Below are 23976 nucleotides of genomic sequence, written 5' to 3' on the forward strand. Positions count from 1 at the left end.
CAATATGCAACAACCGGAAATTTATCAATACCTGACCGACAATCTCAAATCAGCACTCGGTATTCTCGAACTCGACAAAAACTCCCAACTGTATCGAGATACCACCTCAATCTGCGACTATCTCGCCAAACCAACATTTCAAATTGCTGTCTTTGGCCCGTTTAATTACGGCAAGTCAACTTTGCTCAATGCTTTGCTTGGAAATAGGGCTTTGCCGATCGACCTTGTTCCCACTACAGGTGCTGCCATTTATGTCAACTACGGCGAGGAACTGCACGCAAAAATTACCCTGAAAGACGGCACGGAAGTTAGCGAACGGGGGACTGATGTTTTGAAACGCTACGCCATCCTTGACGACGCGAGACAAATGCGGGATGATGTGGCGGCCGTTAATGTTTACTGTCCCCATCCATTCCTGCAAACCGGTGTGGAATTGCTGGATTTGCCGGGAACCAATGACCGCGAAGAACAGGATAATTTGGTTCGGGATAAATTGCTAACGGCTGATTTGGTTGTGCAGGTTTTAGATGCTCGCAAATTGATGACTTTAGGCGAACGGGAGAACTTAAGAGATTGGTTGAGCGATCGCAACATCAATACTGTCGTCTTTGTTGCCAATTTTCTCAATCTACTCGAACCAGACGACCAAAAACAAGTTTACAATCGCTTGTTGTTTGTTGCCGAAAGTTTTCGCTCGAACTTGCCGAACAATATCAGCAATATCTACCGCGTCGATGCTTTGCCAGCTTTGAGGGCGAGGCTGAAAGGAGATGTGGCTGCCGCCCAAACTACAGGAATTGCCACCTTTGAATCGGCTTTGCAAAGTATTGTGGCAGCTCAACAGGAACAACTAGCAGTTAAGTTGCCCAGAATTGAAGCTATAGCTACTAAAATTTGCCAATCTCTCAGAGCCAAATCTGAAACTGTCACCGCAGAAATAGCCACTGCTCAAAAGAAGCATAAAGACAAAATTGAAATTAAACAAAAAGCTGAAAAACTGATATCAAAAGGCTTTCAAGCCAGTGTTTCCGACTTCGAGATTTGGCTTTACCAGCCCACACTTTTGCAGCGGTATCAATCGGAAATGGCGCTGTCGCTCCAGGAAGGGAGTTTTGATGCGTGGAAGCTAAAATTTCAGCGAGAGGTCTTACATCAGCAGCAAACCATCGCAGAATGGGTAAATAAAGCTTGCGAATTCTTTGAGAAAGAACAGCCGATCGCACTTTTGATTTCGTTTCCTCCATCCCCGCAAGTCAGCTTACCGGAGCCGCCGCCACCTCCACCACAAAAGTCGATCGACAGTGAAGTGGCTCCTGTGGCGATCGCCACAGGCTTAGGTTGGCTATTGGGCGGGCCTGTGGGAGCCGCAGTTGTCGGCGGTGCTAGCTATATTTTGAATAAAAGAACTGGGAATGAAAAGCCGCCTGAATCGTCAGAAGCTTATCTAAATCAAGTAACGGAAATTTGCAGCGAGGCTGCTAAAAACTATCTCGCTCGCTTCAGTACCGATACTTTTTCCATGCTGCAACACTACAAGGAAATTGCCGGAAAAGTTATCTGTTTTCAAGATAGCAAAGAACCATTAAATATGAATGTTCAACAGTACCAGTTACAGTTAGTAAATAATTTAATCGAGAACTTAGAAGCAGAATTGGATAGAATAAAAGTTATATGATTTAAGATTTTAGATGAGTTTCATGGCTCTGTCAAATCCTCAAGGACAGGCAAGATGCCTGTTCCACAAAAATTCAGTTTTATTGTGGGAAGAACAGGCAAGATGCCTGTTCCACAAAAATTCAGTTTTATTGTGGGAAGAACAGGCAAGATGCCTGTTCCACAAAAATTCAGTTTTATTGTGGAACGGGCATCTTGCCCGTTCCTAAAAATAATTAAATATTATTGGATTTCTAATCAGTCACTGCTTTAACTTCCTTCAAATGACCAAATCTGTAATTAACGGCAAATGATCCGAACCGACATTGCGCCCAGTACGAATCTTCAAAACACCAATTTCTTTGCTGACTAGAAAGTGATCGATCGGAATATAAGCCAGCGGCATAAAAGTCGGCCAAGTCGGTAAAATGCCAAAGCCCGATCGCGCATTTCGCAGGTTTCCGGTTTTTACCATATTTTTGTAGAATGGCGACCACATTGTGGTATTGAAATCCCCAACCACAATCAGCGGATTTTTGACTTGGGCTGCATACTCGCCGATGTCGGCTAGCTGTCTATTGCGCTGGATAAAACTCTGCTGTTTGATGGGTATAGTCGGATGAGCAAGAATCAGAGAAATGATTTTACCTTGAAATTCAACCTCCGCAAACAAGCTCTTTCTTCCCTTTGAAAAGAGTTTAACAGAGGAATTGTTTAAAGGCAGCTTGCTGTAGATGGCACTGCCAAATCTCTCAGATTCTTGGTAGTGGCAAGAGTAAGGAAACATTTCGCTTAAAACGGCTAACTCCTTCGCCCAAACTCTGCTGACTTCGACAAAAACCGCGATATCGGGTTGTTCTGCTTTTACCAGCGATATCACCTCAGAATATCGGCGGTTACTTGTTAAAACATTTGAATGCAAAATCCGCAGATGTTGTCCGGGAGTCGCTCCTGCAAATGCTGGCCCTGGCAAATACCAAGGAACAATTTCCGCCAAATTAAGGATAAGGCAAAATGCGCTCACCAGCAACCATATTTTTTTGGCTCGCACGAGAGCGAAGAATATAAAAATTGATAACCCAGCCAATAGATATTGTAGTTTAAAATGAGAACTCAACTCAAATAATAGGTTGAATTCTCCCAAGTAACCTGTTATTGACAAGATTGCCTCTACAATAGTGGCGAGCATAAACCATTTTAAAATTAGGTGCTTCAAGCTAATAATTTGGTTAGGGCTGTGCAGTAACGCCCATTTCAGCTTAATTTTAAGGTCGTTGGTAATAGGCAATTTATCAACTTCTATTACCAGTTGTTCTGGCTGTTCCAACTCTCGCCGCTTTTGATAAAATCTCACCAGCAAGCTATCTATCACAAAATAACTAAACGAATTGGCAACAAATCCTACCAATACCAACACACATAAACCGATTAGCATACCAAAGGAACCGCCCAGTTTCCTCAAAGCCGACCAAGTGGCTGCGTCACCTGTTTTACCTGTCGCTACTCTCGCTATTAATAGCATTAAAGCAGGCAATCCGATCGTGATTATGTTTCTGATGATAGAGTCCATTATACAATTTTAGATTGTAGATTGTAGATTTGAGATTGGGAATGAATCATGCAGTTTTTAGGGCAATGCACACCCCACCTATTGACTTAATAGCGACTTTACAAAATTGGGATACTCCTTAAATTTCATAGATTTCTAATGGTAAGTTGTCGGGATCTCGGAAAAATGTAAACCGTTTTTCGGTAATTTCGTCAAGGCGAATGTTTTCTACTTCTACTTCTTGGGATTTTAAGTAAGCAACGGATGCTTCTATGTCCTCTACGGCAAAAGCTAAATGTCTCAAACCGCAAGCTTCAGGATTGTTAACTCTTTCAGGAGGATGGGGAAATGAGAAAAGCTCGATGGTGTCGCCGTTTCCGACGCGCAAATCTAGTTTGTAAGAATTCCTCTCGGTTCGGAAAGTTTCTTTGATAATGGAACATCCCAATACTTCTACATAAAATTTCTTCGATGCTTCGTAATCCGAGCAAATAATCGCCACATGATGTATTGCCTTTATTTTCATCTGAATAAAGTTAGTTAGTTTTGTTTTTCTGAGATGTTGCACCATTTTAAATAAGCTTTTTATGAACAGGCAAGATGCCTGTTCCACCAAAAAAATTACTCTTTGTGGAACAGGCATCTTGCCTGTTCTTGAGAATGGTGCAAGATGTGAGGTTTTTCCAACAGCACAGCACGCTATTGACAATTATATTTGACGATCGCAGACTCCGCCACCAACCCTGCTAAATTCAGCGCGAGATCCCTTTATTTTCCCCCGTTCAAATCTTAATAAAAAAAATTCTGTAAAAAAAGTACCTTAGTTTGATAAAATGAGAGTTTTGCAGTCAATCACCCAATTTGCATCTTCGGAGACAAGCATTATGGCCCGTATGTATTACGACACCGACGCGAACCTAGACCTCTTAGCCAACAAAACGATTGCTATCATCGGTTACGGTTCCCAAGGACACGCCCACGCCCTTAACCTCAAAGACAGTGGCATGAATGTCGTTGTCGGTTTGTATCCCGGTAGCAAATCTGCCGCCAAAGCAACCGACGCGGGTTTAACAGTTCACCCGGTAGACAAAGCAGCCGCCGCCGCTGACTTCATCATGATTTTATTGCCCGATGAAGTTCAAAAAACTATTTACAAAGAACAAATCGAACCGAACCTTTCTGAAGGAAATGTTTTAGCATTTGCTCACGGTTTTAACATTCACTTCGGCCAAGTTGTTCCCCCTGCCAATGTAGACGTAGTAATGGTTGCCCCCAAAGGCCCCGGACACTTGGTACGACGGACTTACGAACAAGGGGAAGGTGTTCCGAGTTTGTTTGCAGTATATCAAGATGCTTCCGGTCAAGCGCGCGATCGGGCAATGGCCTATGCTAAAGGTATCGGCGGCACCAGAGCCGGCATCCTGGAAACCACTTTCCGTGAAGAAACAGAAACTGATCTTTTTGGCGAACAAGTAGTTTTGTGCGGCGGTTTGAGCGCCTTAATTAAAGCTGGATTTGAAACTTTAGTTGACGCCGGATACCAACCGGAATTAGCTTATTTTGAATGTTTGCACGAAGTTAAACTTATCGTTGACTTAGTAGTAGAAGGAGGCCTAGCCAAAATGCGCGACAGCATCTCCAATACCGCAGAATACGGCGATTTAACTCGCGGCCCCCGCATCGTCACGGATCAAACCCGCGCCGAAATGCGTAAAATTCTCAGCGAAATTCAATCGGGCCAATTTGCCCGCGAATTCGTTCTCGAAAACCAAGCCGGCAAGCCAGGTTTTACCTCCATGCGCCGTCAGGAAGCAGAACATCCTATTGAAGAAGTTGGTAAAGATTTGCGAGCTATGTTTAGCTGGTTGAAAAAGCACGCCTAATCAATTTTAGATTTTAGATTTTAGATTTTAGATGGGAAGACCAATCTAAAACTGTCCTGGAGGCATTACCTCTCTCTGTAGGGTGTGCACTGCACACCTTACTGGTTTGAGGAAAATCTAAAATCTCAAGTTTAATCGATTTGAGATTGGAGGAAAAATCTCAAATCTACAATCTCAAATCGTCATGTTTGGTTGGGCTTCGCTTAACCCAACCTACAAGAAAATGGCTAGGTATTATTAGAGAAACCGGGTTTCTCGCTGGTAGCTCAAAACTATCGACTCGGGCTAGGGCTTTTTTGCAATTTCTCAATATCCTGTTGCCTTTTCTCGTTGAAATCTCTCGGCCTCAACCAATCTGGCCACAACCCCACGAAGAACTTTCGGCTTGCCACGCTAGTATCTCTTACAGGTTTGGGCAGAAAAGTTAAAGTGTCACCGTAAAGGGTAAACAGGGCTGCCAACAGAAGCAATAGCGGGATAAGATTTTTTTTAGGCATCGCAGTTTGGGAGTAGAGTTTGTGAAAGCGGTTTGTTATATTTTGCCCTTGCACGGACAAAAAATATCAGAAACAGCTTAAGAAGAAAATACACCCCTGGGGCTAAGGCGCGCCGCCTACACAAGGAAAACTGGTAGTCGTAATATCGTTTCCACTGACATCGGAATCATAATTTTCTGAGTGCAGTGGGAGTTTCCCGTGTGGCTCCGCGCTCTCAGGAGCGACCGGGAATATCGCACTCAAGTATAATTTCGATGTCATCTTATTTGATATTACTACAAGTCTTAATCATTAGTTATTAGCTGAGGACTAATGACTAATGATTAATGACTAATCACTACTTATTCCCTTGAATAAAAGTTTGCACTACTGTATGAATTTCCGGGGAAATTTCTGTTACTAGGCGCACCGGGATTGCCGATGTGGAAGCAAATTGCGCGTATTCTGGTGTTAGAAAGACTGCATATTTGTCAGCTTCAGCAGTCATTTGAGCGGCAGTTGCCAAACTTACAGCTTTAATATAATTGCGTATGCTAGCAGCTTGGTCGCCGACAACTTCATCTCCGGTAATTACTGTGCTCGGCCTACGAACTTGGTGTAAAGTTGTACTGGGATCTTTGACGCTTAAGTGGGTTCCTCCTACAAAACCAACTAGCCATTTAGGAGAAGGAATTTTCGGAAAGCCGGCAATTTGTTCGGCTAAGGCGGGAGTTGTTTTGTCGGCAGAAGATGCTACTATTAAGGTGGGAATTTGAATTGCACTTAAACCCGTTTCTCCAAATAGTAATGATGTGATCGGATTCATGGCGATCGCCCTTTTAATCCTCTCATCCCGCAATTGATACCGTTCTTCGGGCAATGCGGCCGCCGTGCACTGAATGCCTTCGCCTAAGCTGAAACCAATCAAATCTCCCTGACACCTTTGTTTGAGTCCGCTCAATTGCAGTTCGGCGCCGGCCACGGACAAGGCTGTAGCGCCGCCAAATGAATAGCCAATTATTATCGATCGGTCGATCGCGATTTTCCCCTGCAAATTATCATCAGTTAGGTTCAATTTTGTCAGTTCGTCGAGTACAAAACTGATGTCTTTGGGACGGTCTAAAAACTCTTGAGGAGCTAGCAAGGGACACTTCCCCGCCATCGCAGCATTGGTATTCGTCTCGTTGCTGCCCGGATGTTCTAAAGCTGCTACCACATAACCGTGAGACGCCAAATGCTCGGCTAAGTAGCGCAAATCCGTGCGGACGGAACCCAACCCGTGAGAAAAGACGATCGTCGGTTTGTCGGCTGTCGCAGCTCTCGACCAGTACACATCAACCGGAATAGGTCGATTGCGGGCGCTATCGTTCAAATCTAGCGCCCGTACCTGCACGGCATTAGGGCCTGGCTGGGTTGGATCGAAAGGCAGCTTAAACGCGGGTTTAACCGCTGCTAACTGAGGTGCGATCGCCGCCATAAAGCGCTGAGTTTGCCAAAAACTTACGTTCATATTTCCCAAAACAGCGAAAGCTCTATCGAGATCCACCACGACCCGCGAGCTCGGATAAGATTCAATGAAACTCAATATCGATAAGCCTTCCGGCGCTTTGGCTCCCTGCACCAGAGCGGCTCGCAACGCTTCCACACCCCCACCGTCGCGCCTGGGTATCACAGTAGTCAAATCCGTCAGGATGGCAGTGCCGATGCCCGTATTTAGCAAGTTGCTCAGGCCGACTACATTGAGGGGAATTTTCGCTTGCAGCGCCCGAAAAATTTTACTCCGCTGTTCCTCAGACAGGAGATTGGCGTAAGCTTGCAGTTTGGCGGGGACTTTTCCTGTTTCTGCGAGTTCGCGCAAATCCGCAACCGATATTGACGATTCTAAAATACCTTTGCGGATAACAACCGTTTCTGCCGCTTTTACAGAGGATGTCGCGTCGCTCAAAGGGCCGATCGAAATCGAACCCAAAACACTCGCCACCGAAGAAAACCATCTGAAATTTGGTCTGATGCTCATTTTTACCTTATTGAACTAGAGGGGGTAGATCACCATATTCTCAAAATTCTCCCAGATACCGAGATATTGTCCTAGATGCCGAGAAATTGCCTCCATCGGAGTGCGATCGGCAAGGCCTCTACGCATATTTACTTGCCGATCGCACATTCCGTACCTAAGTACACTTCTTGTGCGGGTGCTAATGATGATGAGTTGAAGGATTTTTTAATCTACTGCCCAAAAAATACAAACTTCGCGAGCGAAAAGATCGAGCCAGTGTATTTCCGAACCGCACAAAGGTGCGGAATTTTTGCTAGCAATTCCGTTGGATTAGGATTAAATATAAGAGTTACAGAATTATCACAAATAGGGCTTAAATTTTAGGTATGTAGTTGCGCTTTAGTCCTAAAATATTAACCGCAGATAAATGCAGATTTATAACTTCATCTGCGGTTAATATTCTCCTCAAGATACAGGAAAATAAACAACAAGCATCGAAATATTTTGGTGAGTCCGGGCGATCGCTTCCGGTTCTTTGAGAGTTCCCGGTTTTTCCCACAAATTCTGGTGAGAAATTGTGGTTAAAATCAGCAAATCGTGTTCTAACAAATTCTGCGAAACTAGCTTGATAAAATTTCCCCGCACCCGATTGACTGGTATCTCAGAAAGAATTTCCACCTCCGCCGCACTTTTGTTGCTTTGTTCCCGTTTTGTCGCCACCAACAACACTTGCAAACTAGCCTTTAGTTCCTCGGCTAAACTCTTAGCAATATCCACGGTTTCCTGAAATCCAAACCGAGTCAACTCGCTGTCAGTTACCGCCAAAATTATTCTGGCTGTATTTTGGAGAGGATCGGGAAATCGAGCAATCAGTACGGGTACGGGCGATCGCCTGATCACTGTGTCAATAATGCTGCCAAAAAAATTGTCGCGCGTCGTGGAAAATCCCTTCCAACCGCAAACTATTAAACTAGCTTCGCGTTCGGTTGCACTCCGTAGGATTCCGCGATCGATCGCATCATCTATCCTCGCGATCGGTTCAACCGCACAATTCGCGGCATGGGCGACAGTTTCCGCAGCCGTCAAAAGTTGAGTTTGCTGCATTTTCTCTGCGGGCGAAATTGCTTCTCCGCGATCGGACAAAATATGCAGTGGCAGCAAAGTTCCCTGAGATGTTTTTGCTAAAATCAAAGCCAAACGCAGCAAATTATCTTCCGTATTAGGATTAGCAACAGGCACTAAAACTCGCTCTCCCCATGAATGCTTTCCCGAAGTAGCAGTCGGCAAACTCGACCCCGGCGGCTGCATTTCTTGACCCCACCGAGATACAATCCAAGGAGAAGCGACACAAGTTACTAAAATCATGGCAATGATGCCGTTCACCGTTTCAGTATCGACCAATTTAATGTCAAAAGCAACCGTAATCGCAGCCAAAGTAGAAGCAGCTTGAGCAACAGAAAGACCGAACATTACCATAATGTTGGGAAACTCAAAACGAAATAATTTCCCCGGTAGCCAAGCTGCCAAAAACTTGCTCACCACCTCTGCTAAAATCATCACTGCCGCCACCAACAAAGACTGCGGCTGCTTCACCAAAATTAGCGGGTCAATTAACATCCCCACAGAAATCAGAAAAAACGGCACAAACAGCGTATTGCCAATAAACTCAATCCGATTCATCAGGGGACTCATTTTGGGAATTATTTGAGTAATGGCAATTCCCGATAAAAATGCACCAATAATTGCCTCAATTTCAATTAGTTCTGCTGCGTAAGAAACTAGAAATAGGGTAGCCAATACAAATATAAATTCGGCATTTTCGTCATGTCCAAATTTCTTGAAAAACCAGCGACCGATTTTGGGAACGCCCCACAAAGTAGCAAAAGTGTAGATAGCAAGAGATGGAATGAGAAACAGCCAAAATTCGAGAGTGAGATTTCCTTTGAAAGCTTTAACAACAATTGCCAGCACCAACAGTCCCAACACATTTGTAATTAAAGTCCCGCCCAAAGTCGTAGTAATAGTCTGAGTTCGCATCAATCCCAATTTGGTGAGAATTGGCAGCGCTAAAAGTGTGTGCGTAGCGAAACAAGAAGCGACTAAAATTGCAGCCAGCCAGCTATATCCCAACAGCAGCATTGCTCCTGTCCCCAATATCATCGGTAGCGAAAAAGTAGCTAGCCCAAATATGACAGCTTTGTCCGCATTGAGTTTGAGATCGTCAAGGCTAGTTTCCAGTCCCGCTAGGAACATCAAAAACAGCAATCCTACAGTACCTAGCAAAACAATAGTAGCGTCCCGTTGCAGCAAATTGAGACCGTTGGGCCCGACAATTACGCCAGCAATAATTAAACCCACTATTCCCGGTAGTCGCAAGCGCTCAAATACCAGCGGCGCGAGTAGCATGATTGCTAAAAGAACCAGGAAAACGGGAACGGGGGCGGTAATTGGCCCGGAAGTTAACATAAATTTTTCACCCTACATATTGGCAGCGAACTGCTACCAGTTTTAAAAGGAAATAATCAAAATGTCTATCAATCTAAAGAGGTATTATCAATATTTTACAGCGTAATTGGTAATAAGTAGGACTGGGCGGGAGCAACTGGGTTTATTGGTAAAATATGGGTTGGATGACTAGAAATTGGGCGCAGCACGAACTCCGATAAAAAACTCTATTTTTCAGTCCTGGAGGCACAAAAACCAGGTTAAGAGTCAAAATAACAGGTTGTGAGCGATCGACTTTAACGCCGAAACCTGGTTTTTTATCCTATTTGCGTCCACCACTATTTAGGTATCAAATGCAGGGAGACACAGACATACATCCCCAGATGGAGCTTGGCCAACTCGGTCTAATTCAGAAACCCGGCTTCTTAAAAAAACCGGGCTTTTCACCACAACAGACAATTTAAATGGGTTAGTCTTGGACGAGAAACAACCCGGTTTCTACGCAACGTACTTAACCTTACCCTTACGGTAGCTAAGTATGTATTTCTTGTCAAGATTTTTCCATCTAATTTTCAATGATAGGCTAAGCGATCGACACAATACTAGCTCGCTCGTAAGGCAATCTGTTAGTCGGCAAAACATCCAGATTAATTTGCAACGCATCCAAAGCCGGATTTTCGGCTAGCAGTTTTTGCGCCAAACCCTTATTGACAATTTCCCAGAAATCCGTTTCATTGGGATAATTAGTCAAGAAACTGTCGATGCTTTGGTAAATCGGCACAAAGTCGGGATACTCATCCTGCGTAATTCCTGGTTTGTACTGATATTTGACATCAATATTGAGGTTATTCAAACCCTGGTGATCGATCGAGTAATTAGGAAGCTTGAAATCCCATGCTTCGCCTAATTTACCATCTTGAGTGCGAGTAACGGTACTGCTGCGATCGTAAGGCAATTGGTTCGTCGGTAAAACATCCAAATTAACCGTCACCGACGAAATTGCCGGATTGTCAGCAAGCACTTTTTCGGTCAGATTCTTGTTGACAATTTCCCAAAAGTCTGTTTCGTTCGGGTAGTTAACTAACAGATTGTCAATGCTCTTGTAAATCGGCACAAAATCAGGATACTCATAATTTTGAATCCCGTCTTTGTACTTATAATTTACATCAATATTCAGGTTGTTTAACCCTTGATGATTAATGGGGTAATTGGCCAATGTAAAATTCCATTTCTGCGTCATTTGAGCATCGGACGGAAAGAAAGCAATTCCTATTGGACGCTGTAGCTTGCTGTCGGGAGGGACAAAAATAGAACTGTTAGTCGACCCAGGATTTCCCGATATTGGCAGCGGTTCGTCAGTCTTGCCATTATACCGCAAAACAGCGCCGGCACCGTTAGCATTAGCGCGGTTGTCAAAGCCAACTGCAAACAAATTGCCGATCGGCGAAAAGGCCAAACTACCTACATAATTGCTACTGGGCGAAGTATCAGTATAATTGGTAGATAAAACCTTGACCAATTCCCCACTTCTTAAATTGTAGCGCCTGATATCGTTAGCAAAATCGCTGACATAAAGGTCGCCGTCAGCCGGCCCGATTGCCATTCCCAAAAGACTTGTAAATCCCTGACTCCGAGGCGAAGGATCGGGCGAAGCAAAGATACTTGACTGCCGGGTTTGCGGGTTGTAACGCAGCACCTGACTGGGGAAACCTGCGCTAAAATCTGGTTGACCGTTGGTCGCCACACTCCCCTGCGTTGTCACATACAAATTGCCGTCAGGAGCAAACAGTAAACCGTTCGGGCCATTCAATCCTCCCGCTTGCTGATTTCCCGAAGCAAATACATCAATAAACTGTCCTGTTTTGCCGTTATATCGGAGAATTTGGTCACTCAAAAAACTGCTGACATAAAAATTACCGTCAGGGCCAAAAGCTAAACCGTAAGGGCGAAACAATCCGCCAGTTTCATCGACCGCCGTGTTCGGATTATCGCCGACAAACTTGTCAATAAATGCGCCAGTAATTCCGTCATACCGCAATACCGCAGATGCTGTCGGTTCTCCCGAATTTCCGGGCTTGTCGCCGCTAGTAACGTAAATGTCCGACTGATCATCGCCATTGCCATCTGGCCCAAAAACGATCGTATCTGGATTGAACAAACCGCCGCTTCCCGGTGGAATAAATTCCCCTAGAAAATTGCCGGTATTGCCGTCAAACCGAAGTACATTATTTCCCCGGCTATTGCCAACTAGGAAAGTTCCTTGAGGATTGCTGGGTTGAGTGCGAGTAACTTTGCTGGTGCGGTTGTAGGGCAAGGTTTGGCTTGGCAGAACGTTGAAATCTATCTTAATTGCCGCCAAGGCAGGATTTTCGTTGAGGATATTTTGAGTCAAGTTTTTATTGACAACTTCCCAAAAATCTGTTTCGTTCGGATATGTGGTTAAAAAGTTATCAATGCTCTTGTAGATTGGCACAAAATCGGGATATTCATTGGGAGCGATTTCCGGCTTGTACTGGTAATCTATATCGAGATTGACCTTGTTCAATCCTTGGTGATTGATTGCGTAGTCTTTGACTGAAAAATTCCAATCTTCTGTGATTTTGCCCGATTGACTGCGGAAAACTGTACTGGCGCGATTGTAGGGCAATATCTCCGTTGGCAAAACTTCCAGTTGAATCGTAACATCTGTCAGTACCGGATTTTCAGTAAGCACCTTTTCCGTCAAATTTTTGTTAACAATTTCCCAAAAATCAGTTTCGTTCGGGTAGTTAACTAGGAAGTTATCAATGCTTTGGTAAATGGGCACAAAATCGGGATATTCGTTTGGGGTAATTCCCGGTTTTAACCCGTAACCAACTTTGAGGTTTAGGGTGTTTAAACCTTGGTGATCGATGGTGTAATCTTGAAAATTGAAAGCCCAGTTTTCATCAGGAAATAGGGAAGAAGTTTGGGATAGGGAGAGTTCACCAACAGGTAAAGCCATCCCTGTCAGTTCGTCTCTCTGAACTAAATTAGGGGAGATAGCGCTCTGGGATTTTAGACTACTATCAAATTTAAGATTGTCGCCTTCTGACGATGGGAGATCGAAGTCGGTTAATGTCTCAAAAAGGCCGATCGCACTACCAGTCGCAGCAGCAGCCCAATCTCGTTTTTCAGTCAAAGCGTAGCTGGTATCGCCGACGGCACTTGGGCTGATCCGATTTAAGCTATCGAACTTACTGTCAAATAAGTCTAGTATTTCCGCTGAAACACCCGCAACATTTCCCGGAATCGGATTTTCTGGAAACCGTCCTGCTGTGTTAAACATAAGCTATTTTTTTAGATACACCCGCCATCGGGAATAATTTTGAAAAAAATTGTACCTTCTTTCCCCAAAAAGTCAAGTACCTTAAGAAGTGTTTTATATTTACTTACCAAAATTAAAGCTGAAATTTGTCCTTTTTCTCAATCCTCTCGTTTCCCCTTGCATCAATATTGTTCAAATGTCAAACAGTCAATAGAAATTTATGCGAAAAACCGGATTTCTAGTTCCCCGCGCACAAATCCTGATTTGGCATATCCCTAAAAAAGGGAAACGTGCTTTTATCCCTTGCTCTTCCCTATTTAAAATCTAAAACGGGGAAAGGTTTTGCCGCTTCCATCTGCGCCGCTAAAGCAATTAAAGTTGCTTCCGCCGCCGGCCGCCCGATAATTTGAATTCCCACGGGCAAACCGTTGTTATCTAAAATGGCAGGAAGTGCGATCGCAGGCAAACCGCTAGCATTAAACGGCGGACAAGGAGCTACCCAATTAATAATGCGCTGCAAAGTTTCTTCAAAACTCAAATCCGCCCACTCTCCAACCCGGATTGGCGAGTGCATATAAGTCGGCAAAACTAACACATCAAATTTTTCAAAGAATCCCACAATCCGCCGTGAAATCACCTGCATTTGATTCACCGCCCGCAAATATTCCCCAGCCGAAATAGTTCTTTCTAACAGCCAGCGATTCATCGGTTCCAAAGCAGGGCCGGGAATGCCACTTGCCGCCGCCCCCGACTGCCAAACTGCGATAAACGGTTCGATTAAACCCGTAAAATCTGGGCATCCAGGTTCGACATCGTGACCCAAATCTGTCAATAATTTTACTGTTTCGAGTACCGCTTGTTGGCAGATAGGCGCAGCCTCGCCCACAGGGGAAATAGTCGTAGAAAACGCAATTCGCAGCTTGCCCTGCTGTTGACGGGAAGCCTCTAGAAACGTGGGATTTGAATCTGGTAGCCAGTACGGATCGCCTGTTGTGTAGCCTGACATCACATCCAAAAGTGCGGCCGCGTCAGCTACAGTGCGCGCCAGGGGGCCGTTGGCAGAAATGCCGCTGAGGTAATCTCCGACAGGTGCCCAAGAAACTCGCCCCCGCGATGGTTTAATGCCCACTAAACCGCAGCAGGAAGCTGGGCCTCGGATCGAACCGCCGCCGTCTGAACCTTGGGCGATCGCACACAAACCCGCTGCTACAGCCGCCGCTGAGCCTCCGCTGGAACCTCCGGGCGTATAGTCTAAATTCCAGGGATTGCGCGCGGGCGGGAAACCCTCTGGTTCGGTGTAAGGTAAGGAGCCAATTTGAGAGGTGGCTGTTTTGCCCAGAATGTTAAATCCCGCTGCTTTGATCCGCCATACTACTGACTCGTCGTAGGCAGAGATGTTACCCAGCAAAGCCTGAGTGCCGTAGGTACAGGGAAGGCCGGTCACTGGTGTCAAGTCTTTAATGGCGATCGGCACTCCGAAAAAAGGTGGCAATTCCTGTGGCTTGTTTAACCCAGCTAGTTTTTCGGTTTGAGATTTAGCTAGGGCGATCGCCCGCTCGGCCGTTACTGTAAAATAACTGCCCAGCTCAGGGTTTAATCGATCGATCCGTTCCAAGTAGAGATTGACAACTTCTAAAGGCGACACTTCCAGGGTGCGGATCGACTCCGCCAACTCCAAAGCTGGAGTAAAAGCCAGATCGACAGAATTCATCCGTTTAACTCCTTAATAGTTGGGCAAAGTATAATTTAATACTGTTGAGTTGCGGCAAACTCTTTTCCTTAAAAAATTTATCCAAAAAAGTCAAAAATCCATAGTTGATCATATATCGAGAGGGATGGCATCCTCCAATTGGCAGAATATTTCCTTAGTAGTGCAGCACTACGACCCCCTCTTGGGATAGACTGAGAACAACAGTTAAGCTTTTGTGCAAGACGCGCACAATGGCGATCGGCATTGTTCAACTCCCACAAATCATCTGTTCGAGTCAGCCTTCTCACCAACTTAAGGTAGCGCATATGACACAACAGCATCCGCCAGCTCCTCGCCCGCCCGTACCCGGAGCCCCCCCACCGCCAGGAATGCCCCGCCCTCCAGCTCCCGGAATGCCCCCCAGAGCAGCAGGAATGCCACCCGCACCGCCCCCGGCACCAGCACCAGCAGCGCCACCCGCACCAGCGCCGCAATCCTTCGCCACACCTAAAAGTCAGAGCTCTAGCAGCGGCGGAGTTCCGAGTTTGAAAGAGCTAGTAATCCGAGCCAAAGAAGAAGGAGTATCCGACCTTCACCTCGGAGTAAACGAAGTTCCCCGCTTCCGCACCCGGGGCGAGATTGCCGACATCGGCTATCCACCGACGGATTTAGATACGTTTTTTGGCTGGTTGCGGGAGTGCATGAGCGATGAAGAAATTGAAATTTTCCAAAAAACCCTAGACTTTGACGGCGCTTTCGACTTCGGGTTCGTCCGCATTCGGATTAGTTGCATGGACTCCTTGGCAGGCCCGGCAATGGTGCTGCGGCTAATTCCTGCCAAAATCATGACACTGGAGGAATTGAAACTGCCGGAGGTATTTAGGAAAATATGTGGCTACCACAAAGGGCTGATTTTGGTGACAGGCCCGACAGGTTCGGGTAAGTCTACCACCTTGGCCGCGATGATCGACTACATCAATAAGACTAAAGCCTACAACATCATCACGATCGAAGACCCCGTAGAATTCGTACATGAAAGCAAAAAATCCTTGATTAAGCACCGGGAAGTCGGCAGGCACACCCTCAAGTTTATGAGCGCTCTCAAAGGCGCTCTGCGACAAGACCCGGATATGCTGCTAGTAGGAGAAATTCGGGACAGAGAGACGGTGGAAATCGCCCTCAAAGCCTCTCAAACCGGTCACTTAGTTGCAGGAACTCTGCACACGAACAGTGCGGTTAAGACCCTGAACCGGATTCTTGATATGTTCGGGGCGGAAGAACAGGATGCCATACGGGTTTCTATTTCCGAATCCCTAGTGGCGATTATTGCTCAACTGCTGTGCAAAACCACAGACGGAAAGCGGGCTGCTTTCCACGACGTTATGATCAATACCGACGTGGTTAAGGAATACATTCTGAAGGGCCAGAATGAGGAAATCAATCAAATCATGATCAAAGATACTTATGAAGGCATGACGACGATGAATAAGTCGCTCTACGGTCTTTATCAAGAAGGTCGGATTACTGAAGAACTTTGTGTAGAGAACTCGCCGTTCCCGAACGAAATGGCTCAGATGCTCCGAGGTCGAGTCTAAATAGTTGACAGTTGACAGTTGACAGTTGACAGTTGACAGTTGAAAACGAGGTTTTTAGGATGGGGATTTAAACAGTTGACAATTATCAAATATCAATGATCAAATGTTAAACCCGCTCATAAAGGTCAAATGTCAATTATTAACTGGTAAAAATCGAGTGTTAACTGTTAACTGCTAACTGTTATTGGTGTACTGAATTGAAAGTCGATCGCCCTATTTTGCCAGAATTTTTCAAAGGCATTGCGCTGTTTACGCCTGGGGGAGACTTAATCTATTGCATAGACCCCCGCAAGCAAACTCGGTGGCATTTGCAGTTGTGCGTAGCTCTACAGGAGATCCTCGGTTTGTCGGAACCGCCGCATTTTCTGATACCTTGCTACACGGCAACCGTTGACTCCTGGCTCGATCCAGGCGATCGGCAGGTGCGGGTTGCTGCCGAGGCTTACCCCCCCGTGCTGCGACATCAAACGCTGCTGAACGCCATTTTTGGGACTGGCGACTTAGTGTGGCATCCCCGCAGCGAAGAAATGTGCGAACCGATGGCGATTGCTACTTATCACGAACAATTCCCCGAACTTTGGGAAAATCACGACTTAGTTGTACAGTATGCCAGCTCCGAAGCTCGATCGGACTGGAGCAGTTCGATAGTAACTCCCTTGGGCTTTCCGCAATCGCAGCAGACTCGGCTTCCCAAACCAACAGCACTTACCCCACCGCCACAAACTCAAGGTTACGTTTTGCGTCTGTTTGTTTCCGGCAGCAACCCCAGCACCGAACGCACCCTCGAAACTTTACACCAGTTCTTAGAGAAATGCCTCGATCGTCCCTACACTTTAAAAGTAATTGATGTTTTGAAACATCCAGACCAAGCTGAGGCAGATCAGATTTCAGCAACTCCTACTTTGATTAAAATCTGGCCGAAACCCGTGCGACGAATTGTCGGCGAATTGAATGATAATGAAAAAATAGTGCGGCTGCTGAGCTATTCGGAATTTTAGATTGGGGCGAGGATTTTTGCGATTATTTAATAAGGGCGATCGCGGTGTTAGTAGCGATGGAATTCACAACATTTAATAATTCAGTCCTGGACGCAAAAAGTGGTTTGGCGTTCTACTTAGGAATGAGAATTAAATAACTTACCATGCGTGATGGTTCTTGTGGGATGGGCGTCCCGCCCGTCCAGAAAGGGCGGGCTTTCTGGCCCACCCCACTTTCAAGAGTGTAAATTATTTAATTCGCGATCCTTATATCGGTTAGGTGTTCTTGGGCCGTACACCCTAAATATAGAGGTTCTCCATCCAGGAGTAAATTGCGGGTGAGGCACTGCACTCACCGCGAATAATTAGGATAACTTACTTGGCTGGAAAATTGTGGTAAGGTGCGCCGAAGAGCACCCTACTTTACCACAATCAATCGACCAATCAGGAGAATTGAGAACCGGGCCTGAAGTCAAAAAAGTCGATCGACTTAATCAGGAAAACAAACCTCTGGAGCGCACAAACTAGGGAAATCCAAAGTTGTGACTTCCAGCGTATCCAACTCAACTCTCCGAATTACATGATTGTTCGTATCAGCAACAAACAAGTGAGGCCCGATCGCACTCAACCCTGAAGGTTCAAAAAATCGAGCCTTGAGACCTTTAGCATCAACCAAACCTGCTGTACCATCTCCAATCATCGTTCTGCACGTACCGCCCCGGTGGTCGATCCGCTTAATTTTGTGATTGTAAGTATCAGCCACCCAGAGGTAATTTTGAGCGTATTCAACACCCAAACAGTGCTGCAACCTTACCTGCTCAGCGCGACCATCTTTATCCCCAAAACCAAACAATTCACCGCTACCGCAAACAGTGCGAACCTTCGGGTCTTCATCTATACCCACAGCACGAATCGAACTAATTTCGCTGTCAGCAACAAACAACTCCGATCGATCCGTAGCGAGCCCGCTGGGCTGAGAAAAAGCAGATTCTGCAAGATTCCCGTCCACACAGGATTCTCGGCCAATACCCGCATAAGTGCCGATCGTGCCAGTGTCTAACTGCATTTCCCAAATTTGGTGGGAACCCGCCATTGCAATAAAAAGTCTATTTCCAACTCTTTCTAAATCCCAAGGCGAATTCAATTGCGTTTCTAAACCCTTGCCGCTGCGGGGTGAAATTTCGTGACTTTGTTCGCCCGTACCAGCAACAGTTTCTACCCGTTGAGTCGTAAAATCAATCTTTCTGAGAGCATGATTTTCCGTATCAGCAACATATAGAATTTGACTTTCTGCATCAAAAGCCATACCTTGAGGTGCAAAAAACTCAGCCTCTTCAAAGTCCCCATCAGTTAAACCCGGTTTGCCACTACCGATGACGTGCAGCACCTCACCTTCGAGGGTGCTGACAACAATCCTATTGTGGCCGGAATCGGCAATAAATAAGCAAGAACCGACTAAGTTTTGTATGACTGAATTAGCAGGCCCTGGCAATACAGTTTCATCTACAGATTCATTTTCCTGACTCATTTCGCCCAAAAGCGCGCCCTGTTGGTGAAGATGTTTGGCTTCCGTTGCAGCGATCGCAAATGCCAGCACTTTACCGGGAAAAGCCAGCGGTGTTGATAGAGGTTTGCGCTGTTTTTCTAAGATAAAACTGAGTTGTTTAAACTTGAGTGCATTTTTATCTTTGTATTCAGCAATTAACTTGCCAACTAACTCGTCAAGTGCTTCTCTATTGCCTTCGCCGGAAACAAAGCCAACGACATAACTTTCAGGATCGATCACCATTAAAGTCGGCCAAGCGCGAACCGCGTAGCTTTGCCAAACTTTCATGCCGCTGTCAACGATTACAGGATGTTCAATATCGTAGCGGAGGATAGCTTGGCGGATGTTTTCTACTTCTTTTTCGTTTTCAAATTTAGCGGAGTGAACGCCGATAACCGTGAGGGAATCTTTATATTTTTGTTCGAGGTATTTTAAGTCGGGCAGGACGTGCAAGCAGTTGATGCAGCAGTACGTCCAGAAGTCGAGGAGGACGACGCGCCCTTTTAAGGATTCAATGGATAAAGGTTTTTCGGTGTTCAGCCAGGGGTAGTTTCCGGGGAATTCTGGTGCTCTGACGCGAGGCATGGCATCTCCTGGGTAGGATGTGAATTATTTTTTTACTTCTTTAATTTAGCGGGAAGTTTGGCACGATGGGGAGAAAGCTTACTAAACCAGGGTTTTTGGAGATAGCGAAGATGGCTGTGCCACAAGAGGGGGGCGAGGGAGGATGGTAAAACCGACACGGAGTCAAAACGGTTGTTGCTTTTATAAATTACATAACCAACGAGAAATAGATGCAACTTGATTCTCCTGATTCAGATTGGCAGCATTACTGAGAGTCCCGTTTTCCAGTTGATGCCAGATTTCACCCGCCATCCTTCTTGCAACTGCCGATCCCACAAAGAAAGTCAGAGGTGAGTGTCCAACTGTGGAAAATGCTTCGCGTATGCGATTTAGTGCCGCTTGTGCCGTTTTCCAATGCTCATCTGCACCGGCAGGATCGATTCCACCTTTAAGTTCGCCCAATGCAATAACATAGGGTGCCACGATAGATGGCTCAATTGCGCTGGATTTATTAGCTACCAACTCCGTCGGGGCAAGATTAAATAAACACAAATCCACATTGCTCCTGACAAGTGGAACAGTTAGGTTATAAATCAATGTGCGATTACCTAGCTCGCTCTCCCAACTTATCCCACGTAAAGACAACTCAATTTCTGTGTCATCATTGGTCATGGCTATCCACTTTTTTGTCTTTGAGTCTTGCCAATAATATCTCTTACTAGCAATTGTGAGAGTCGAGAGGATAGCACGAGTTAGTTTTCTTTGTGCTAATGCTCCGCCAACATTACGCATTGAGCCACCAAGCGTGTCACCACGAGTCAGTAGAAATCTAAAGACCAATTCCTCCACAAAACTTGTGCCTGCTGGCTCAAGAAAATTCCTGATTAGACCATTGATAGCTTCACTCTTATCCTTTGGCATCAAATGAGCAAGAGATTTGTCAGATAATCCTGCAGCCGTCAACAACCCCATTTCAATGCCCTTAACATTTAACAAATCAGCAGGACTCTCAGCTTGACCAGCAGCTTCTTGAAGTGCTCTTGCTTGGGCGACATAAGGGGTAGCGCGTCGATTTTTTTCAATGGCAAGTGCAACAAAACCCGCACGAGTATCTTCATAGGTTGTGACAAGATCGTCACTGGATTGAAGGTGGTTACGATAAGCACACATAGGTATCCAGTTATTGTTTTTTCCATACATAAACGCACTTCCTCAAAGGAGCGCGTCCATAGTTTCCCATCTGTTGACTACTATTCCCCTTATCACCTGGTAAGACGAGAATATTTTCCGTAATAAAGCCGAGTTTTTCAGCAAAATCAGAAAGAATCATGTCCACTGAAATGCTTATACCTGCGTAGCGCACATTGTCATTAACCATAAACAAAAATGCCCCGGGTTTAAGGATACGAAAGCTTTCTTGTATTACGCAAGCCATTTCATAGAAATATCCTCTTACCATTCTTGGTATACCATTGTTGTTCAATATACCCTGTGACTTTTGGCTGTCCAAATATCTTAAGATAGCCTGCAAGAGAGTTTGCGAATTAGCAATACTTAAAGCTACTTCCCAAGCCGGATTGATAGCCAATAAATCTTTGGGGTGATTCTCAACCGTACAACTTAGCATTTCCTGACGCAGATTAATTAATTCCTTTTCAGAAATTCCTAGTAAAGCTAGCTCTAGTGCATAGGTGCGAGTATAGTCATATCGATTGCAGTAGGGTGGAGATGTGATGATTGCATCGTAGGTAGAGTCCGGCAAATCGGGCATTATCTTCAGACAAGAACCTTGATGCAAATTAATTTTGCCTTGTTGATTATTCTGAGTTTGAAAAAGCTCAAGTTGTTGTGTAGGAGGTTCTAAGTCGTTAACAAGTTCATTAATTTTTTTGGTAATAGCTTGACTGAACTCAAGAACCTCACCTTTATTGAAGGACTTCTTTGACGTGCCATGACCCGAACGGTAATCCCAACGAAGATACTGTCCATCTTTGCGTGTATAGCTTACGGATTCTAAAACACACAGTAAAGTCAAGACTAAAACTGATTGAACCTTAATATTTTCTTGATAACAAGCTCCAAGATATTGCTCAATTTCTATTTTAGTTTCTTCGGGGTAAGCCCCTTTAGTAATTCTCAATTCTGGCAGAGTGACTGGGTTTTCAAATTGTTTCCATATTTGCAAATTAAACCATGTCTTTAGTCGCTGAAAATCATCAATAGTGAAGGCAGTGTCTAAAAGAATTTTGGTATTAATTATATGTTGACCAATAGGTAATAATTCAATCCCCTCACCATCTATTCCCAAGTCGCTAGCAGCAAATAAAGCAGTTCCACTACCTGTAAAAGGATCTAAAATTTTGCCTTGAATGACTTGATATTTTTGGAATAAGAACTCTACCAGAGAAGCGGAGAAAGCTTCCTTATACTTGTACCATCTATAAATGGGTCTAGTTTTGTTAGCCTGAAAACTAACCAAAAGTCGCGTAAGCGAGGGCTGGACTACAAACTTGTCTTGAAAGCGATCGTGTAATTGCCTGTCAAGGTTATCAATCTCTCCCAGAAAGTCACTTTCCACTTCAGAGGCGATGTTGGAGATGCTTGACATATTTACCATGACTACAAATTATTAAATAACTAACTGTCGATCGTAGTATACCAGTATCTCCAATCAAAGAACGGGCAGATGTCGCTACCCTTGTAAATTCTCTCTGACGAACCAGAGAATTAACCGCTTCAGAAATTCGTCCCTCTTGCTGAACCCCAATTTTCTCCTTGGTTTTCCCGGCTGTTATTTTCCAGCATCACCAATACATCGTTAATTTTGGTCGGTTCGATCGCACTTGCGATCGACTTAACCCAAAGATTGATATTCTGCGGTTCCCCTTGCAAAGGCAATCTTGACGCGATCGCAGTAATATTGTTCTCATTTGAGAGGTAGACGGATTGTAAATGTACTGCCTTTTCCTAACTCACTCTGGACTTGAATGCTGCCTTGATGAGCCACTGCGATCGCATTTGCAATCGATAGCCCTAATCCAGCACCACCCGTGGCTCTAGAACGATCGCTCTGCACTCGGTAGAAACGATCAAAAATTCGCGTTTGTTCGGCTGGGTTGATACCAACACCTGTATCTTGAACTTGAATTATGGCTTCCTTGTCGGTGCAATCGAGGATGGCAAGGATTAGCCCTCCTGGGGGAGTGTAGTTAATAGCGTTGGTAATTAAGTTCGTCACCATCCCGTAAAGTTGGGCTTCATCCCCAAGAATTACAACGGCTCGCGAAGCACGAATTTCTAACTTCAACTCCACCTCAGCCACCATTGCTAAACCTGCAAGTTCTTCTACTAAATCGCCGATCAGATAGTTGAAACAGCAATGCTGCAATTGAGTCGGAATCTGTTGTTGCTCAAGTCTACAAATAAACAATAAATCTTTCACTAACCTAGAAAGGCGGATGTTTTGTCGTTCGATAATATCCAGGTTTTGACTAACCTCCGGTAAATCTTCAGCCAGACGAGTATCCTCAACAGTAGCCTGAATGACAGCCAGAGGCGTTCGCAATTCATGAGCGGCATCGGAGGTGAATTGTTGCATCTGGAGATAGGACTGATAAATTGGTCGCATCGCTAATCCAGATAACCACCAACTAGCTCCTCCCACGAGCAGCATGACCAAGGGTAAGCCTAAAAAGAGCAATAATCGCAAAGTGCTCAGATAAGCATCCCATTCTTTGAGCGATCGCCCAATTTGCAAATAACCCCAAAACAAACCGTCGTTTGTTCGCAGCAATACAGAAATTTGATAGAAGCGATCGCCATTAGAAAGATGTAAAATTTGCCAAAACTCATTTGGTGCAAAGTTTTCTAATACATCCGGCTGCTCTCCAACCTTCCCTAATATTTCCCCAGATTGGCTTAAAAAGCGGAGATAATATCCCTCCTGCTGAAACACCCTAGCAGTATGTCGCGCCCCGTCATTGCCTGAAGAGTAACAGTTTTCATTCCACAGACACAAACCGGGCAAAATAGTTTTCAAGCTGGATGAAAGCTGTCCCGGTTGTTGTAATTGTGGTTCGATAGTGTCATGTAGCGTTCCGGCTAAGGACTGTAGTTTTTCCTGGAGAATGTATCGCTGCGTGTGAAACACAACCTGATAGACTGCAACACCGCATATACCTAACAACAACCCCAGGACGATCGCATACCAACCCGCAAGTTGCCAGCGCGTGCGGTTAAATAGCTTGTTGGAGTGCATATTATCTGTTGACTGTTGACTGTTGACTGTTGACTTCTTCCTTCTTCCTTCTACTTAG

General features: G+C 45.1%; 15 protein-coding genes. 4 read left to right on the forward strand and 11 right to left on the reverse strand.

Features of this window, described 5'->3' with window-relative positions; genetic code table 11:
- Nucleotides 1-4: 4 nt before the first annotated feature.
- Entirely contained in the window at nt 5-1675 is a 1671-nt protein-coding gene (locus QUA83_RS07550; RefSeq protein ID WP_333292380.1) for a dynamin family protein, read from the forward strand.
- A 258-nt stretch (nt 1676-1933) separates the two neighbouring features.
- Here the strand turns inward: QUA83_RS07550 and QUA83_RS07555 are convergent, their stop codons facing one another.
- Entirely contained in the window at nt 1934-3223 is a 1290-nt protein-coding gene (locus tag QUA83_RS07555; protein WP_333292381.1) for an endonuclease/exonuclease/phosphatase family protein, read from the reverse strand.
- Between the two features lie 118 nt (nt 3224-3341).
- Complete coding sequence (gene gloA2, locus QUA83_RS07560) at nt 3342-3845, reverse strand: SMU1112c/YaeR family gloxylase I-like metalloprotein (RefSeq protein ID WP_333292382.1); 504 nt, start codon at nt 3843-3845, stop codon at nt 3342-3344.
- A gap of 190 nt (nt 3846-4035) precedes the next feature.
- On the opposite strand from gloA2, the gene ilvC reads away from it, so the two are divergent.
- Nucleotides 4036-5085: a ketol-acid reductoisomerase gene (ilvC, locus tag QUA83_RS07565; RefSeq protein WP_333158861.1), complete on the forward strand. Its 1050-nt coding sequence runs from the start codon at nt 4036-4038 to the stop codon at nt 5083-5085.
- An 834-nt stretch (nt 5086-5919) separates the two neighbouring features.
- Here ilvC and QUA83_RS07570 read toward each other — a convergent pair.
- The 4 genes from QUA83_RS07570 to QUA83_RS07585 all read right to left on the reverse strand — a co-directional run bounded on the left by QUA83_RS07570 (nt 5920) and on the right by QUA83_RS07585 (nt 14999).
- Complete coding sequence (locus tag QUA83_RS07570; protein WP_333292383.1) at nt 5920-7578, reverse strand: alpha/beta hydrolase; 1659 nt, start codon at nt 7576-7578, stop codon at nt 5920-5922.
- A gap of 444 nt (nt 7579-8022) precedes the next feature.
- Entirely contained in the window at nt 8023-10023 is a 2001-nt protein-coding gene (locus QUA83_RS07575) for a cation:proton antiporter domain-containing protein (RefSeq protein ID WP_333292384.1), read from the reverse strand.
- 562 nt (nt 10024-10585) lie between these two features.
- Nucleotides 10586-13309, reverse strand: coding sequence for an NHL repeat-containing protein (locus tag QUA83_RS07580; protein WP_333292385.1), 2724 nt, complete (start codon nt 13307-13309; stop codon nt 10586-10588).
- 292 nt (nt 13310-13601) lie between these two features.
- Nucleotides 13602-14999 (reverse strand): amidase, encoded by a 1398-nt coding sequence (locus tag QUA83_RS07585; protein ID WP_333292386.1) that lies wholly within the window; start codon nt 14997-14999, stop codon nt 13602-13604.
- Between the two features lie 305 nt (nt 15000-15304).
- Between QUA83_RS07585 and QUA83_RS07590 the strand changes: the two genes are divergently transcribed.
- Together QUA83_RS07590 and QUA83_RS07595 are read left to right on the forward strand one after the other, a co-directional pair.
- Nucleotides 15305-16573 carry a type IV pilus twitching motility protein PilT gene (locus QUA83_RS07590; RefSeq protein WP_333096738.1) on the forward strand — a complete coding sequence of 423 codons (1269 nt, stop codon included), beginning with the start codon at nt 15305-15307 and terminating at the stop codon, nt 16571-16573.
- Nucleotides 16574-16770: 197 nt separating this feature from the next.
- The gene (locus QUA83_RS07595) at nt 16771-17571 is read left to right on the forward strand and encodes a circadian clock KaiB family protein (RefSeq protein ID WP_333292387.1); all 801 of its coding nucleotides are present in this window, start codon (nt 16771-16773) and stop codon (nt 17569-17571) included.
- Between the two features lie 469 nt (nt 17572-18040).
- On the opposite strand, the gene QUA83_RS07600 is transcribed toward QUA83_RS07595, so the two are convergent.
- The 5 genes from QUA83_RS07600 to rppB form a co-directional block, all read right to left on the reverse strand.
- The gene (locus tag QUA83_RS07600; RefSeq protein ID WP_333292388.1) at nt 18041-19681 is read right to left on the reverse strand and encodes a thioredoxin-like domain-containing protein; all 1641 of its coding nucleotides are present in this window, start codon (nt 19679-19681) and stop codon (nt 18041-18043) included.
- 180 nt (nt 19682-19861) lie between these two features.
- Nucleotides 19862-20860 (reverse strand): type II restriction endonuclease, encoded by a 999-nt coding sequence (locus tag QUA83_RS07605; RefSeq protein ID WP_333292389.1) that lies wholly within the window; start codon nt 20858-20860, stop codon nt 19862-19864.
- Nucleotides 20841-22268, reverse strand: coding sequence for a site-specific DNA-methyltransferase (locus QUA83_RS07610; protein ID WP_333292390.1), 1428 nt, complete (start codon nt 22266-22268; stop codon nt 20841-20843). The genes QUA83_RS07605 and QUA83_RS07610 overlap by 20 nt, the downstream gene beginning before the upstream one ends.
- Nucleotides 22269-22396: 128 nt before the next feature.
- On the reverse strand, nt 22397-22558 hold the full coding sequence (locus QUA83_RS07615; RefSeq protein WP_333292391.1) for a hypothetical protein: 162 nt from the start codon (nt 22556-22558) through the stop codon (nt 22397-22399).
- Nucleotides 22559-22586: 28 nt separating this feature from the next.
- Nucleotides 22587-23918, reverse strand: coding sequence for a two-component system sensor histidine kinase RppB (gene rppB / locus QUA83_RS07620; RefSeq protein ID WP_333292392.1), 1332 nt, complete (start codon nt 23916-23918; stop codon nt 22587-22589).
- Nucleotides 23919-23976 lie beyond the last annotated feature (58 nt).

The sequence above is a fragment of the Microcoleus sp. K1-B1 genome (assembly GCF_036704705.1).
In the GTDB taxonomy this organism is placed as follows: Bacteria; Cyanobacteriota; Cyanobacteriia; order Cyanobacteriales; family Microcoleaceae; genus Microcoleus.